The sequence below is a fragment of the Opitutus sp. GAS368 genome, from assembly GCF_900104925.1.
Lineage (GTDB): Bacteria > Verrucomicrobiota > Verrucomicrobiia > Opitutales > Opitutaceae > Lacunisphaera.
Genome location: NZ_LT629735.1, coordinates 170,406 through 185,955 on the forward strand (window position 1 = coordinate 170,406; position 15,550 = coordinate 185,955).

14 protein-coding genes are annotated in these 15,550 nt (G+C 67.6%); 8 read left to right on the top strand and 6 right to left on the bottom strand.

Annotated elements, in window-relative coordinates:
• Positions 1-13 precede the first annotated feature (13 nt).
• Both BLU29_RS18725 and BLU29_RS00730 read right to left on the bottom strand, forming a co-directional pair.
• Complete coding sequence (locus tag BLU29_RS18725) at positions 14-1,963, bottom strand: cyclic nucleotide-binding domain-containing protein (protein ID WP_091054671.1); 1,950 nt, start codon at positions 1,961-1,963, stop codon at positions 14-16.
• Between the two features lie 82 nt (positions 1,964-2,045).
• The gene (locus tag BLU29_RS00730; protein WP_091054672.1) at positions 2,046-2,624 is read right to left on the bottom strand and encodes a crossover junction endodeoxyribonuclease RuvC; all 579 of its coding nucleotides are present in this window, start codon (positions 2,622-2,624) and stop codon (positions 2,046-2,048) included.
• A gap of 114 nt (positions 2,625-2,738) precedes the next feature.
• On the opposite strand from BLU29_RS00730, the gene BLU29_RS00735 reads away from it, so the two are divergent.
• Positions 2,739-4,538: a hypothetical protein gene (locus BLU29_RS00735; protein WP_157693535.1), complete on the top strand. Its 1,800-nt coding sequence runs from the start codon at positions 2,739-2,741 to the stop codon at positions 4,536-4,538.
• Here BLU29_RS00735 and BLU29_RS00740 read toward each other — a convergent pair.
• The 3 genes from BLU29_RS00740 to recF form a co-directional block, all read right to left on the bottom strand.
• Positions 4,527-5,402: a hypothetical protein gene (locus BLU29_RS00740; protein ID WP_157693536.1), complete on the bottom strand. Its 876-nt coding sequence runs from the start codon at positions 5,400-5,402 to the stop codon at positions 4,527-4,529. The two genes, BLU29_RS00735 and BLU29_RS00740, sit on opposite strands and share 12 nt — an antisense overlap.
• A gap of 123 nt (positions 5,403-5,525) precedes the next feature.
• On the bottom strand, positions 5,526-6,272 hold the full coding sequence (locus BLU29_RS00745) for a sulfite exporter TauE/SafE family protein (RefSeq protein WP_091054675.1): 747 nt from the start codon (positions 6,270-6,272) through the stop codon (positions 5,526-5,528).
• The gene (gene recF / locus BLU29_RS00750) at positions 6,269-7,339 is read right to left on the bottom strand and encodes a DNA replication and repair protein RecF (RefSeq protein ID WP_091060814.1); all 1,071 of its coding nucleotides are present in this window, start codon (positions 7,337-7,339) and stop codon (positions 6,269-6,271) included. The genes BLU29_RS00745 and recF overlap by 4 nt, the downstream gene beginning before the upstream one ends.
• 82 nt (positions 7,340-7,421) lie before the next feature.
• Between recF and BLU29_RS00755 the strand changes: the two genes are divergently transcribed.
• Positions 7,422-7,937 carry a peptidylprolyl isomerase gene (locus BLU29_RS00755; protein ID WP_091054676.1) on the top strand — a complete coding sequence of 172 codons (516 nt, stop codon included), beginning with the start codon at positions 7,422-7,424 and terminating at the stop codon, positions 7,935-7,937.
• Between the two features lie 52 nt (positions 7,938-7,989).
• Here the strand turns inward: BLU29_RS00755 and BLU29_RS00760 are convergent, their stop codons facing one another.
• On the bottom strand, positions 7,990-8,919 hold the full coding sequence (locus BLU29_RS00760) for a LysR family transcriptional regulator (RefSeq protein ID WP_091054677.1): 930 nt from the start codon (positions 8,917-8,919) through the stop codon (positions 7,990-7,992).
• A 121-nt stretch (positions 8,920-9,040) separates the two neighbouring features.
• Between BLU29_RS00760 and BLU29_RS00765 the strand changes: the two genes are divergently transcribed.
• Genes BLU29_RS00765 through BLU29_RS00785 form a run of 6 tightly spaced genes read left to right on the top strand, consistent with a single transcriptional unit; the run spans position 9,041 to position 15,548 of the window.
• Positions 9,041-10,138 carry a CmpA/NrtA family ABC transporter substrate-binding protein gene (locus BLU29_RS00765; protein ID WP_091054678.1) on the top strand — a complete coding sequence of 366 codons (1,098 nt, stop codon included), beginning with the start codon at positions 9,041-9,043 and terminating at the stop codon, positions 10,136-10,138.
• Positions 10,089-11,387 carry a CmpA/NrtA family ABC transporter substrate-binding protein gene (locus BLU29_RS00770; RefSeq protein ID WP_091054679.1) on the top strand — a complete coding sequence of 433 codons (1,299 nt, stop codon included), beginning with the start codon at positions 10,089-10,091 and terminating at the stop codon, positions 11,385-11,387. Before BLU29_RS00765 ends, BLU29_RS00770 begins: the two co-directional genes overlap by 50 nt.
• 4 nt (positions 11,388-11,391) lie before the next feature.
• Positions 11,392-12,177: a nitrate ABC transporter permease gene (gene ntrB / locus BLU29_RS00775; protein ID WP_091054680.1), complete on the top strand. Its 786-nt coding sequence runs from the start codon at positions 11,392-11,394 to the stop codon at positions 12,175-12,177.
• 4 nt (positions 12,178-12,181) lie between these two features.
• Positions 12,182-13,075, top strand: coding sequence for an ABC transporter ATP-binding protein (locus BLU29_RS18255; RefSeq protein ID WP_172830178.1), 894 nt, complete (start codon positions 12,182-12,184; stop codon positions 13,073-13,075).
• On the top strand, positions 13,072-13,947 hold the full coding sequence (locus tag BLU29_RS18260; RefSeq protein WP_172830179.1) for an ABC transporter ATP-binding protein: 876 nt from the start codon (positions 13,072-13,074) through the stop codon (positions 13,945-13,947). The genes BLU29_RS18255 and BLU29_RS18260 overlap by 4 nt, the downstream gene beginning before the upstream one ends.
• Before the next feature lie 32 nt (positions 13,948-13,979).
• The gene (locus tag BLU29_RS00785) at positions 13,980-15,548 is read left to right on the top strand and encodes an alginate export family protein (protein WP_091054681.1); all 1,569 of its coding nucleotides are present in this window, start codon (positions 13,980-13,982) and stop codon (positions 15,546-15,548) included.
• The last annotated feature ends 2 nt before the right edge of the window (positions 15,549-15,550 follow it).

The window sequence follows — 15,550 nt, forward strand, 5'->3', positions numbered from 1 at the left end:
CGGCCGGGAGCGGTTACCGCTTCACCGGGTGCAGCCGGGCGTCCTCCCAGCCGAGGCCGACGGTGAAGTCCCGCGTCATGAAATCGAGGAAGTCGCGGCCGCTGATCACGAGGCAGCTCGCGACCCTGCTGCGCACCGTCACCGTGGCGGTGGCGATGCCGTCGCCGAGCAGGCTCATCTCCCCGAAGCTGTCGCCCGGATGCAGCCGCCGCAGCTCCTCCTTGCCCTTGGTCACGGCAAACTCGCCGCGATGCACGAGGAAGAACCAGTGGTTGTTGGCGCCCTCCTGCACGACCAGCGCGCCCTCGGCATACTCCAGCAGCTTCGTCCGCCGGGCGAAGGCCGCGAGCGTGGGCTGGCTCCAATTGCGCGTGAGCTCGAGGTGCTGCAGGAAGCCGACCTTCTGCACCGCGTCCTCCACCGCGGCGCGCGAGAGCTTCGAGAGCACGAGCCGCTCGAAGTCCGTTTTGTCCAGCCCCAGCAAAATGCTCTTGCCCAGCGCCCGGACGGACCGCGTGCGCACGCCGCCCTGCAGCAGGGCGATTTCGCCGAACGCGTCGCCCTCGCCCATCCCGGCCACGGGCTCCGACTTGCCGGGCGCGTAATCGCGTCGCACCTCGAGCCGGCCGGACAGCACCAGGTAGAGCCGCGCGCCGGGCTCGCCCTCGCGCACCACGTAGCTCCCGCGCTTGTGCTCCTCCGGTTTCACGGCGGCGGCCAGCGCCGCCAGGTCCGCCGCCGCCAGCTCGCGGAACAGCATCGTCCGGCCGAGCCATTGCGCGATGGTCTCGGGCGACACGAGCACGGCCGACGGCCGCAGCTTCCGCTCCGCCCGCTCCCGCGCCCAGGCCCGCACATGCCGGAAGACGATCCACGCCGCCGCCCCCACCGACACCGCCACGACCAGTCCGGCGCAGACCAGCAGCCCCAGCGCCGTGTAGCGCCAGCCGCCGGCGGCGTTGAACCGCTGCAGCAATTCCGTCGCGTTGGTCTGCAGCAACACACAGCCGCCGAGGAAGACCACCAGCAGCCAGACCACGGTCCCGGCGGCGCAGGCCAGCAGGTATTTCCCGTCGGCCATCTGCCGCCGCGCCCGCCCCAGCAGCGCGAACAGCCGGTCCTGGGCGAAGACAAAGTCGTAGGACGTCGTCAGCTGCGGGTCGCGGTAGAACACGGCGAGCAGCTCCTGCAGCGGTGAGGGCCACAGCGGCGACAGCTGCAGCAGGACGCCGGCGAGCGCCGGCACCAGCAGCTCGGGCAGGCGCCAGGCCGCCAGCGCGGCGAACAGGAACAGCGGGGCCAGCCGTGCCAGCGCCGCGTTGATCCGGGCCGCGCGTCCACACATCAGCCCGTCGTCAAGGTCCGCGATGAAGCGCGGGGCGAAAGTCTTCCAAGCGAAGCGCGGGTGATAGACCTCGCCGCCGGCCGCGCGCACCACGCCGGCCGCCAGGGCCCAGCCCGCGCTCGCCGCCGCGCAGACCGCCAGCCAGCCGAGCGCCAGCCACGCGGGGTGCTGCGGCAGATACACCGGGCGCCGCAGCAGGCAGACGACCGCGCCGAGGCCGAACACCAGCGTCGTCCAGCGCAGCAGGGCGCCATTGAGCCGCAATGCCCACTTCGCCGGCGCCACGGCCGGGGGCGGCGGGGTCACATCAGCCTGGAGGATTCCGGCCCGCACCGCTTTCACCACGAGCTCGTAAAATTCCCGCAGCGATGGACACCGCTGCGCCGAGATGACGGCACACAGCACCTGCGTCACGGTCCGGCCGGGGCCAAACTCCTGCAGCAGCGCCCACTGCTGGGGCGTCAGCACGAGGTAACGGCGGCCCGGCACGTATTTGACGGCGAGCCGGTCGGCTGACAGTTCCGCCGTCCGCAGGTCCGGGCTGAGCCGCAGCACGGCCTGGTTCAGGAGCGGCGCGAGGTCGCCCGCCGGCGGCGGAGACTCTGGTGACAAGGGCATCGGCGGAAAATCCGGCCTGATGGACGTATTTTCGGCGCCGGAACTCAAGCGCGCACTTGCGGCGCGGTGGGAAAAGCGGGGCTTAGCCGCGCCACGTGAACGCGTGGCACAGCGCCACGCCGGCGGCGTCGGACTCGTCAAATGCCAGCGCGCGGCCGTGGCCGAGCAGCGCCATGACCGTGCGCGCCATCTGGTCCTTGCTGGCCCGCCCCTGGCCCACCACCGCCTGCTTCACGCGCAGCGGCGCATATTCGAAGATCTCCTTCCGTTGCAGCGCCGCCGCCGCGATTGCCGCGCCGCGCGCCGCGCCGAGGATCTGCGCCGTCTGGAAATTCTGCACGTAGATCGTCTGCTCCAGCGCCACGTGCCGCGGGTCGAAGTCGACCACGAAGGCCGCCACTGCCCGGTGAATCTCGCCGAGGCAGAAGGCCATGGAGGCGCGGGGAGCGACCTTGACCGTCAGGCAACGCAGGAGCACCGGCGTCCGGCCGGGGGCGAACTCGATCAGCGCAAGCCCCGTGCCCCGCAAGCTCGGGTCGACGCCGAGCACGCGACCGGTGAATGCCGGTCGCGCCAGGGCCGGGGCGTCGGGCCAGGCCTTCGGTGCGAGGTTGCCCTCGAGCTTCGCCTTCCACATCTGCCTGACGGACGTCCGCGCCATAAGATGCCCCGGGGATACACCGAACACCGCGAAAGAAGAAGCGGAATGTTTCGCCCGGCCGAGCTTCCGGCTTGTTACGGTCCGGTCCTCCGGGCCACACTGCGGCCCGTCACCATGGAACCGACCCGCCGCGCGCCGAGCACCCAGCGAACCACCACCCCGTTCGCCCGGCGCCCCCGGTCGGGCGGACTCCTCAATCCGCGTGACTGGTGGTGGTGGCTGCTCGACCTGTTCGAAGCGAGCCGGGCGGCGCGGGTCGCGTTGTATCTCGCCGCCACCACGCTCGTGGCCGGCGGCGCCCTGTGGTTCTGGGCCTACCCGGCGTGGAACAAGCGCAACGCCGTCCGGCTCGCCCGGCAATGGATGGCCTCCGGGCACCTGCGCTATGCGGCCGAGGCCGCCCAAAATGCCGCGGCCGCCGACCCCACCAATCCCGAGCCCTGGCTGATCGCCGCTGAACTGGCGCGCCTGGGCGGACAGAAGGCGGCGGCCTTGAACTACGCCCGGCGCGCGGCGGAACTCGCCCCGGCCGACCCGGCGGCCGTCATCGGCTGGGCGGCGGCCGCGCTCCGCGCCGACGAACTGGTCGAGGCCGACCGCGCCCTTGACCAGCTTCCGATCGAACAACAGGCACAATCGCCCCACGTCCAGCGCCTGCGCGGCGAACTCGCCCGGCGCGCGGAGCGGCTGACCGCGGCGATGCATTTCTTCGAGGCGGCCCGCCGGCTCGAGGGTCCGGCGGCGATCAACGAGGTGCCGCTGGGGCTCATCCTGCTCAACGCGGTGAATCCGCCGGAGCGCCAACGGGGCCTCACCCTGCTCCGCAAGTGGACCGCCGATCGCGAGTGGGGCGCCGCCGCCCTGCGCATGTTGCTCGAGGACGCACTGACCCGGAACGATCCCGCCGCGCTGCGGCAATGGGCCGGGGCCCTGCGGGCCCACCCGGGCTGCACCGTGGCCGACATGCCCCGCTGCCTGCTGGCGCTGGCGAAGGCGGACGAGCCGGGTTATGCGGCAATGCTCGCCACGCTGAAAAAAGACCACGCCGCCACCCCGCAGGGCGCGGCCCAGTTGCTCAGCTGGTTGAACCAGATCGGCCGCGGGGCGGATGCGACCAGCTGGATGCAAACCCTCCCGGCTGCCGGCATGCAGCGTCCCCCGCTGGTGGTGGAGGCGGCCGAAGCCCTGCGGCAGGCCGGCGACTGGCCGGCACTGCGCGCGTGGACCGAGGACAAGGACTGGGGGGCGGACGCAAATTTCCTGCGTTGGACTTACGGCCTGCAGGCCGCCCACATGCTCGGCGAGAACCGGCCGGCCGGCGAACTCTGGGCCACCCTCTACAGTCACGCGTTGGTGAACGGCGTTCACGGGCTCTTTGCGGCTTCGCAGCTCTACAGCTGGGGCCGCGAGCAAGAGGCCGAGGATCTCTGGTGGCGCGTGGCGGGCCAGGAAGGGCAGGTCGCGACCGAGGCGCTCGGTTCGCTCGCGCGGCTTTATCAGGCGCGCCGCGACGCCGAGGGCCAGTATCGGGTGTTCCGCCAGCTGCATCTTTTGCGTCCGCAGGATCGTGCGATCGGCAACAACTTTGCCTTTTTCGCCGCGCTGACCGACCGCGATACGCGGGCGGCTGAGCTGGCCGCCCGCGACAACCTCGCGGCCGAGCCCGGCAACCCGTTTTATGTCGCCACGCACGCCTTCGTTCTGCTCCGGCAAAGCCGGGCCGACGAGGCCCTGCTCCTGTTGCAGCCACTGGCGGCCGGCGCGGGTAAATCACCGGCGATCGGGTTCGTCTACGGGCTGGCCTTGGCCGGGGCCAACCGGAAAGCCGAGGCGCGCCCGCTGCTGGAAAGACTGCCGCCGGAGACGCTCACCCTGCGCGAGGTGGAGCTGATCAAGGCCGCCCTAGCCGACTGACGACGATCCGGCCTCGCGCCGGCGGAAGCGCCGCCAGCCATATAGCCCGAGCGCCGCCACCACCGGAAGGATTGTCCCGACTTCCGGCACAGGCCTGCCGTCGATCGTCACGCCATTGCCCACTTGATAGACCAACAGGCCGCTGGCATTGAGCGCGGACGAGCCGCTGCTGCCGGTCTGGCTGTTGGTGTTGGCCACCACGACGTAGATATAATTCGTGCCGATGACGAAGGTGGAGTTGTTGGCCCCTCCGCCCGACGTGCTGTTGCCCAGCGCGACGGAGCTGGTGTTGTTCCAAGCTGCGGTCCCGCTGGCTGACGCCGTGGTGCCGCCGGTGCTGATCGTGCCGGTGTTGTTGACCGTCGGGGAAGAGGCGGGATTGATGTAGATGGTGTAATTATCGTCCGCCGCCAGGGTCATCGAGATCTGGATGTTGTTAGTCACAGTGCCACTGCCCGTGCCGGTGATGGTGAAGGCCAGCCGGTAGACGTAGTAGGCGCTGTTGGTGCCGGAGGTGCCGTTGCCCGGGAGATAATCGCCGCCAACATTGGTCGTGCCGCCGGAAGCGGCCGTGCTCGCCCCGGGGGCGGTGATCCACTGCGCGGAGCTGGTGTTGGCCACGTAGGCCGCGTCAATGTAGCTGCTGCTCAGGACATAGGGCGCACCCGTGTAGGTGCTGGTGCCAGTGTAATTCGTGCCATTCACCCGCGCGTAGGTGACCTGCCAGTTTGCATCCGTTGAGCCGCCCGCGGCCAAACCACCAGATGCGTTGTTTCCGGTGTAATAGAGCCCGGTGACATTGGTCGCGGAACCCGCATAGACTGAACCGCCGCACCAAACACCCAGCGTGGTAAGGAGGAGCAAGGCTCGGAAGGTGCAGCGGTTGTTCACGGCTCTCAATATAGGGTGTATTTCCTATATATCAATAGGTATTTAAATCCAAACTATATCTTTCTTATGGAGTGCAACTTATAGTGACATTTCCCCTCAGGAAAACAGCAATTTGAGCACCGCTAGCGCGGTTAGAAGCAACGCGGCGGTCTCAAACGCCTTTTGATTGATGCGGGGCAGCACGGCGCGCCCGAGCAACGCGCCCGCGATCACCGCCGGCGCCAGCCAGAGGTTCAACCGCAGCGTGTCGCGATTCATCATACCGAGCTGGACCATGAACGGCACCTTGAACCAGTTGATCAGCATGAAAAACACCGCGCCGGTGCCGAGGAACTCCAGCTTCGGCAACCGCAGTGACAGCAGGTAGAGCGACATCACCGGGCCGGCCGCGTTGGCCACCTGGGTCGCGAAGCCGGCCAGCAACCCCGTCAGCGCCGAGAACCACCGGGGCGCATGGCCGACGGCCTCGGCCTCCGCGCCGGCGCGCGCCTTTCGCCAGAGATGCACGGCGAGCATGATCAGCATGATGCCGCCTACGAGCCGGACCGTCTGCCCGTCATTCAGGCTCCGCAGCACAAACCAGCCCAGCACGACGCCCGCGACCGTCGCGGGCAGCAACCGCCACAGGTGGCTCCACTGCGCGTGGCGCAGGTAAAGCGCGACCGCGAACAAGTCGCCCAGGATGAGCATCGGCAGCACGACGCCCGTCGCCTGGCGCACGGGCAGGACGTTGACGAAGATAGCGACGAACAGGATGCCCATGCCCGGAATGCCGGTCTTGGAAAAACCCGCCAGCAGGGCGCCCATGACCATCAATGCCCACTGCCACGATTCAAAAGTCATGACGCGATGCTCCCGTTGACCACCGACAAAATCTGCCAGCCGCCGTCGTTCGCGGGCCGGCTCGTGCCGGTCGCGATCACCTGTGGTTCGCCCTCGAGCGACGCCCAGAATTTCTCGCGCCGCCCCGGGTCCAGTTCACCCAGCACGTCGTCGCACAACAGCACCGGCGTGACGCCACCCTTGGCCCGGAAATACGCGGCCTGCGCCAGCCGCAGCGCGATGACGAGGCAGCGCTGCTGGCCTTCCGAGGCGAACTGCCTGGCCGGCCGGCCGTTGAGGACCAATTCCAGGTCATCGCGGTGCGGACCGCGCTCGGTGGATTTCAACAGTGTGTCGCGCGGCCGGCATTTCACGAGCACCGCGGTGAACTCCCCCGCGGAGGCCACCACCGAATCCGGCGCGTAGACCAACCCGGCCCGCTCGCCTTCCGGCACGAGCCGCGCGTGGGCCGCGTGGAAAAATTCCCCGAGTTCAACCACCCCGGCGGTGCGCCTGGCCACGAGCGTCAGCGCATGTGCGGCCAGTTCGTGCTCGAAGGCCTCGAGCGCCCCGACGTCGCGTCCGCCCTGCTTGAGCAGCATGTTCCGCTCGGCCACGGCACGGGTGTAGCGCTGCAGGGCCGTCAGGTAGGCCGCATCCATCGCGGCCAGGGTGAGGTCGAGCCAGCGGCGGCGCAGCGAGGGTGAGCCACGCAAAAACTGGATGTCCTGCGACGAGAACACCACGGTGGGAAACTTGCCGATGAAGTCCGCCAGCCGCGCCACCTTGCCGTGCTCCCACTCCACCACCCGGTCCTGCGGCGTCAGGGTGATCGTGAGCCGGCTCTCGCCAAAGGTCTCGTGCTCGACCGTGAAGGCCAGGCCGGCCTGCGGCTGGCCGAGACCCAGCAGCGCCCGCGATTCCGCCCCACGGAACGAGCGCAACGCCGTCACGTAGCCCAGTGCCTCGAGGAAGTTGGTTTTCCCCTGCGCGTTGGCCCCGCACAGGAAAGTGCGCCGGCCCGCCAGCGTCACGTCGACGAGCGGCAGGTTGCGGAAGCCCTGAAGAGTGACCTTCGTGAAACGCACCCGGCCAGTCAGCCGGGCCGCCGGGTTCCTGTCCATTTGGTTCTTGCGGAACGGCGCCCACGGCTACTTTTTGTGAGCCTTTATGAGCAATGCCTCCACCTCCGAAGTCGCCGTGCTGAAGACCAGCTATGGCGAGATCACCATCGCCTTCTGGTCCGACGTGGCCCCGAAGACCGTCGAAAATTTCAAGAAGCTCGCCCGCGAGCACTTCTACGACGGCACGGCCTTCCACCGCATCATCAAGGGCTTCATGATCCAGGGCGGCTGCCCCAACACCAAGGAGGGCGAGAACGGCCAGCCCGGCACCGGCGGCCCCGGCTACAAGCTCAAGGCCGAGTTCAACGCCAAGTCCCACGTCCGCGGTGTCGTCTCCATGGCCCGCTCGGCGCACCCTGACTCCGCCGGCTCGCAGTTCTTTATCTGCCACGGCGACGCCAAGTTCCTCGACCGCCAATACACCGCGTTCGGCCAGGTCATCAAGGGCGACGAGGTGCTCGAGCAGCTGGCCAACGTCCCGACCAAGTCGGGCGGCGGCGGGGAAAAGAGCACGCCCATCGACCGCGTCGCGCTCGAGAGCGTGAAGATCGTCGTCCAGTAGTCGTAAGGCGTCCGCCTCCTTCTGTCAGCCCGCGCCACCCGCGCGGGCTTTTTTATGCCGCCGCGCTGTCCGGCCCGGCGAACTCGGTGGTCACGCTCTGGCACAGCCCAACGAAGGTCTCCTCGCCCAGCGTCAGCCGCCGCCCGCGCAGGTAGGCCACGCCCCAGCGGCGGCGCAGCTTGCGCCTGCCGAGCGGTAGTGACACCAACGCCCCGGCCGCCAGCTCGGCCCGCGCCACCCACGGCGCAAGCACGCCGACGCCCAGACCGATCTTCACCAGCTCCTTGATCGCCTCCATGCTGCCGAGCTCGAGGAAATTGGCGAGTGGCAGGCCCTCGGCCTGGAAATATTCCTTCACGAGGCGGAAGGTGTAGCTCGTCTGGTTGTAGAGGATCAGCGTCTCGCGCTCGAGCGTCTCGCGCTGCACCCGCCCGGCGCGGGCCCAGGCGTGCACCGGCGCGAGCAGGTAACGCATCTCGTCGACGAACAGCGGCACGAAGGCCAGGTCCTTCAGCCCGGCCGGCTCCAGCATCAGCGCCAGGTCGATCCGGTTTTGCTGCAGCAGCTCGACCTGCCGGGCGTGGTCGCCCGGGTCGATCGAGATGATGCATTTGGGGAAACTCTGCTTAAATTCCCGCAGCACCGTCGGCAGGATGTATTGGCACGCCGTCGTGCTCGCGCCCAGCCGCAGCCGGCCGTGGCCCCAGCGCGACAGTTCCTCCAGCCCGTTGCGCGCGGACTTCATCTCGGCGAGGATCTTGTCCACGTGCCGCAGCAATTGTTCGCCGGCCTGCGTCAGGCTGACCCGGCGTCCCGAACGCTCGAACAGCCGGCAACCCGCCTGCTCCTCCAGCGCCTTGATGGCGTGGCTGATGGCGCTCTGCGTCAGAAAGAGCTCCTGCGCCGCCTGCGTGAAGCTGCCCAGCCGCGCAAGCGCGGCGAAGGCCAGCAGGTGGCGGGTGTCGAAGACGTTGGCTTTCATGGTGTCCCGGCCGGTTGCGTCGCGTATGAACACGACTCATGCCAGCCATGAATTCTTTGAAGAGCAGTAATCGGGCCAAGCCCGCTTGCTGGCATGTCACGCGCTTAAACAGGACGCAGCCATGCCCGCCACCGTCCAGTCCCAAATCGCCGACCGGCACGCCTTGCGCCTGGGGTTCCTCGCGCTAACGGACGCCGCGCCGCTCGTCGCGGCGCAGGAGCTGGGCCTGTTCGCCCACCACGGCCTGCGGATCCAGCTCTGCCGCGAGGTTGGCTGGGCCACGATCCGCGACAAGGTGATCTACGGCGAGCTCGATGCCGCTCACGCCCCCGCGCCGATGCTCTGGGCGGCACAGCTCGGGCTCGATTGCGCGCCGGCGGATGTCTGCACCGGCCTCGTGCTCAATCTCCACGGCAATGCCATCACCCTTTCGAACCGCCTGTGGGCGGCCGGGGTGCGGGATACCGGCACGCTGCGCGAAGTGGCGCTCGGCCGGCGGGGCGAAAGCAAACTCACCTTCGGTGTGGTCTTCCCGTTCTCCACCCATCACCTGCAGCTGCGGCAGTGGCTGCAGGCCGCCGGCCTCGATCCCGAGCGCGACGTGCGTATCGCCGTCGTGCCGCCCGCGCAGATGTTCCGCAATCTCGCCGCCGGCACGCTCGACGGCTACTGCGCCGGCGAACCTTGGAACACCCTCGCCGTGCAGCAGAACGAGGGCTGGTGCCCCGCGTGGAGCGCGCAGCTCTCGCCGGGCCATGTGGAGAAGGTGTTGATGGTCCGCGCGACCTTCGCGAAGCAGCGCGCCCCGGAGCACGCCGCGCTGATCGCCGCGCTGGCCTCGGCCGCCGCGTGGTGCGACGAGCCGCGCCACCGCCTGCAGCTCGCGGACATGCTCGCCTCCCCGCACCACCTCAACCTGCCCGCCAAGGTCATCGCTCCCGCCTTGCTCGGTCGGTTCGCCACCGGTCACGGCCGGGTCGAGAGTGCGCCCGATTTCCATGTCTTCAGCCGCGGCGATGCCAGCGCCCCTACCCCGGCGCGCGCCGCGGCTTTGCAGTCCGAACTCGTCGCGGCCGGCCTCGTGCCGCGCGGGTCCGCCTCCGTCAGCTTACCCCGCCGTCTCTTTCGCGAGGACTTGTATCGCGAAGCTACCGTCAACCTCGACTACCATGCACACATCCACACCAAGCTCCACGGCGGGGCACTCGTCTCCGCTTAGCCGCCGCCAATTCCTCACCCGCGGCGCAGCCCTGGCCGGCACCGCCGCCCTCTGGGCCGCCCTCGGCAACAAAAGTTGGGCCGCCACCGTCGGCGCCACCTCCGACGCGCCCGAGGTCACCGACCTCAACTTCGGCATGATCGCGCTGACTGACTGCTCGCCCATCGTCATCGCGCACGAGAAGGGCCTGTTCAAAAAATACGGCATCAACTCCACCGTCACGAAGGGCGCCAACTGGGCCGCCATCCGCGACAACCTCTCCACCGGTTCCATCCAGGCCACCCACATGCTGATCGGCATGCCGCTCGCCTCGACCATGGGCCTCGCCGGCTCGCCCAAGAAGCCGATGGTCATCCCGTGGCTGCTCAACCGCAACGGCCAGGCCATCTCGCTCAAGGCCGAGTGGAAGGGCAAGGTCGGCGCTGATCCCAAGGCCCTCAAGCCCTTCGCCGATCAGGCCAACAAGCTCGGCGAGCCGCTGACCTTCGCCCAGACTTTCCCGCCCGGCACCCACGCCATGTGGATGCGCTACTACCTCGCCGCCGGCGGCATCAATCCCGACAAGGATGTCTCCCTCATCGTCGTCCCGCCGGCCCAGATGGTCGCCAACATGAAGATCGGCAAGATGGACGGCTTCTGCGTCGGCGAGCCGTGGGGCGCCCGCGCCATCGCCGACGGCATCGGCTTCACCTCCGTCAGCACACAGGACATCTGGAAAGACCACCCTGAAAAGGTTTGCGCCTTCACCGAGGAGTTCGCCCTCAGGAACCCGAAGACCGTCAAGGCCGTCCTCAAGGCCCTGCACGAGGCCAGCGTCTGGCTCGACGACCTGGCCAACCGCCCCGAGCAATGCGAGATCGTCTCCAAGGCCACCTACATCAACTGCCAGAAGGAGATCATCCTCGGCCGTCTGCAGGGCCACTACGATTACGGCGACGGCCGCAAGAAGGAGGATGAGTTCTACATGCACTTCAGCCGGCGGAACTGCAATTACCCGCAGGCCAAGTATGCCAAGTGGTTCCTCTCGCAATACCGCCGCTGGGGCATGGTGACCGGCACGCCCGACTACGAGGGCGTGGCCAAGCGCGTCATGCGCGCCGATCTCTACGAGGAGGCCATGCAGGAAATCGGCTACGCCCACGGCGGCGCCGACCACTCCCCCGAGACGCTCTTCGACGGCGCCACCTTCGATCCCGCCAACCCCGAGGCCTACGCCACCGGCTTCGCGGTCAAGAACCTCAAGGGCTGACCACATGAAAACCTTCAAGCTCGACTGGCTCATCCTGCCTTTTGTCGGCTTCGGCATCGTGCTCGCGCTCTGGGCCATCTCCAGCAATACGTGGGCGCCCAACTTGCCCTCACCGGCCAAGACCTGGGAGGCCAGTCGGGAATATGTGCTGTCGCCCTTCGCCAAGCGCGGTGAGATGGACCAGGGCATCCTGCGCTTCACCTGGTATTCGCTGATCCTCGTAGCCCAGGGTTACGCCGTCGCGCTGATCGTCGGCACGCCCATCGGCTTCTGCCTCGGTCTCTCGAAGACCTTCACGAAGATCTTCGACCCGATCATCCAGATCCTGCGTCCGGTCTCGCCGCTCGCGTGGCTGCCGCTGGGTCTGGTGCTCTTCATGAACGCGGGCAAGGAGGCCGGCACCTACGGCGCGCTCTTCACCATCGCCATCTGCGCGATGTGGCCGACCGTGCTCAACACCGCCGTCGGTGTGCGCGCTGTGCCGCAAGATTTCCTCAACGTCGGCCGCGTCCTCAAGCTCTCGCGATGGAAGACCCTCACCAAGATCCTCATCCCGGCCACCCTGCCCTACATGTTCACGGGCTTCCGGCTGTCGCTCGGCATTGCGTGGCTGGCGATTGTCGCCGCGGAGATGCTCACCGGCCGGCCGGGCGCGGGCGGCTTCCTCTGGCAGGAATACAACGCGCTCATCTACGAGCACATCATCCTTTCGATCATCGTCATCGGCCTCGTGGGCTTCGGCCTCGACCGGCTGATGAGTCTCCTCGAACGCCGCTTCAAGAGTATCTGACCTCATGGCCTTTCTCGAAATCACGAACGTCAGCAAGGGCTTCGGCGGGCCGCCGGTGCTCACCAACATCAACCTCGCCATCGAGCGCGGCGAATTCGTGGCCATCGTCGGTTATTCGGGTTCCGGCAAGACCACGCTCATCTCGCTGATCGCAGGCCTCACGCGCCCCGACACCGGCACCGTCAAGCTCAACGACCTCGAGATCACCGCACCCGGCCCCGATCGCGGCGTGGTGTTCCAAAATTACTCACTGCTGCCCTGGCTCACTGCGACGGAGAACATCGCCCTCGCCATCGACCAGGTCTTCCCGAACCACTCGGCCGAGAAGCGCCGGCTGATCGGCGAGACGGCCATCGCCACCGTCAACCTCGCGCCGCACGCCCACAAGCTCCCGCGCGAGCTCTCCGGCGGCCAGCGCCAGCGCGTCTCCGTCGCCCGCGCCCTGGCCATGGACCCGCAGATCCTGCTGCTCGACGAGCCGCTCTCCGCCCTCGACGCCCTTACCCGCGCCACGCTGCAGGACGAATTCGAACGCATCTGGGAAAAGGACAAAAAAACCGTCGTCCTCATCACCAACGACGTCGACGAGGCGCTCTTGCTCGCGGACCGCATCATCCCCCTCACACCCGGGCCGGGTGCGCATCTCGGACCGTCTTTCCCCGTCGCGCTTGCGCGCCCCCGTGATCGCAAGGCGCTCAACCATGACCCCGAGTTCAAGCGCCTCCGCGCCCTCATCTCCAACGAGCTGCTCGGCTACAACGCGCGCCGCAAGGCCACCGTCACGCGCAAACTGGTTCTGCCCGACATCCTGCCCGAGGACCTGAACAATCCGTCGGGCCGCCGGCGTCCGCTCCGGCCCCACGAGATCAAGGAAGAGCAAGTCACCCTCAACCCATGAGCGCCTTTCTCGACATCTCCCTGCTCGGCAAAACCTATGACACCCCGAAGGGCCCGGCCGTCATCGTCGAAAACTTCGACCTCAAGATCCGCAAGGGCGAGTTCATCACGCTCATCGGCCACTCCGGTTGCGGCAAATCCACCGTCCTTTCCATGATCGCCGGGCTGACGGAAATCTCCACGGGTGGCGTGTTCCTCACCGGCAAGGAGGTCGCCGGAGCCGGACCGGACCGGGGCGTCGTCTTCCAGGCGCCCTGTCTGCTGCCGTGGCTCACCGCCTTTGAGAACGTCATGCTCGGCGTCGAGCAGGTCTATTACACCGCCGACCCCGAGGAGCGCCGCCAGATCGTCGAGTATTACCTGACCGTCGTCGGCCTGGGCGACGCCCTGCACAAGAAGCCCGCCGAACTTTCGCAGGGCATGCGGCAGCGCTGCGGCATCGCGCGCGCCTTCGCCCTGTCGCCCAAGGTGCTCCTGCTCGACGAGCCCTTCGGCATGCTCGACTCGCTCACGCGCGTCGAACTGCAGGAGGTGCTGCTCGACCTCTGGCAGAAGGACCAGAAGACCGCCCTCATGGTCACGCACGACGTGGACGAGGCACTGTTCCTCTCGGACCGCGTCGTTATGATGACCAGTGGTCCCGCCGCTACCATCGGCGAGATCCTTGAGATCAAGTTTCCCCGGCCCCGCTCGCGCAAGCAGTTGCTCGAAGACCCCGGGTATTACCGCCTCCGCGAGGAGCTCATCGGCTTCCTCGAGGAGCGCTCGCACCACCGCCCGGCCCGCCCCGCCGGTTCCCCGCCCCCGCCGCCGACTGCGCCGCCCAAGCGCTCCGGCTTCAACCGCTTTCTTAGTGCGCTGACCCCGGTCTGACTTCCCGCCCACCTACCATCATTGCACACACCATGAACCCACTCCACCGCACCCAGTCATCCGCCACCGTGCTTTGTAACCTATTAGGTTACAAATTCGCCGGCCGCCTTGCTCTTGCGCTCGCAAGCCTTGTCCCGGTCCTCCACGCCCAATACGTTCCGCCACCGCCGGCCCAGCCATTCCCCGGCTACATCAACCAAGCCCTTCGGGCTTCCGATCCCTACATGAACGTATGGGATCTTGGCGTAAACGTCCGCCTTCGCGAGGAGGACAAGAGCGGGGCCGGCACGACCAATGCCGGGTCCAGCTGGGATTTCTCCGAGCGGACGGTCGACTTCAACAATAACAACTATCAGCTCACGCGCATCATGCCGCGCGTCGGCTACACGGCGAAGTGGTTCGCGGTCGCGATCGAGGGCCGTTCCAGCTACTCGCTGAACGATAACCGCTACAGCCCCACGGCCGCCGGCCACAACCTGCCTGAGCTCGACGGCCCGCTCGACCTTTACCAGGGCTATGTCGTCATCGGCAACCACAAGGAATTCCCCCTCTCCCTGAAGATCGGCCGTCAGGAACTCGTTTACGGCGACCAGCGCCTCGTCGGCCATGCCCGCTGGCTCAACGTCCCGCACACCTTCGATGCCGCGAAGCTGCGCTACCAGAACGCCTACGTCGGAGTTGATGTCTTCACCGGCGGCCTCGTCTACATCGCCAACGACCACCTCAGCAAGGCGAATTCGCAGGATGCGTTCTCGGGGGCGTATTTCAATTTTCCCAAGCTCTCGCAGAACCACAACGTGGAGGCCTACCTGTTTGCGCGCAACGTCGCCCGCGGCATCGTCACCGACAACTGGTCGGCTTACGCCGCGCCGTGGCGCTTCCCCGCGCCGCAGGATCTCTACACCGCCGGTGTCCGCGTGAAGTCCAAGCCCGGCGTCGCCGGCCCCTGGGACTACACGGTCGAGACCATGTATCAGTTCGGCAGCCGCACCGCCGTTTTTCCCGCGACCACCGTCGCCGCCGCCCTGGCCGCGCCGCGCCTCACCCAGTCGGCCTACGCCGCCGTCGCCCAGCTCGGTTACTCCTGGGCGGGCAACCCCTGGCAGCCGCGCCTCGCCCTCATCGGCAGTTACGGCTCGGGCGACAACAACCCGACCGACGGGACCAGCCACACCTTTCAGAACCTCTTCCCGTCCAACCACGGGCTATACGGCGCCATGGACCTGAGCAGCCTGCAGAATATCCGCGACCTCCGGCTGGCCTACTCGGTCAAGCCCAAGACCAACATTTCGCTGGCCGTTGAAGGCCACCTGCAATGGCTCGATAACAGCAACGACTACTGGTATAACGTCGCCGGGGTGCCGAGGAACTTCACGGGCGCCGCCGTGGGCAGCGGCAAGGGCTACCGGATCAATCCGTCCTACGGCTCCGCGCTCGGTTCGGAACTCGATCTGCTCGCCGGCTGGACGTTCATCCCCAGCGCCACGCTGGAACTGGGCCTCAGCCGCTACTTCCGTGGCGACTACATCAAGGAGTCGCTCTCGGCCGTCGGCTCGAAGGATGCCGGCTACTGCTACCTGCAGCTCACGCTGAACCTCTGAAC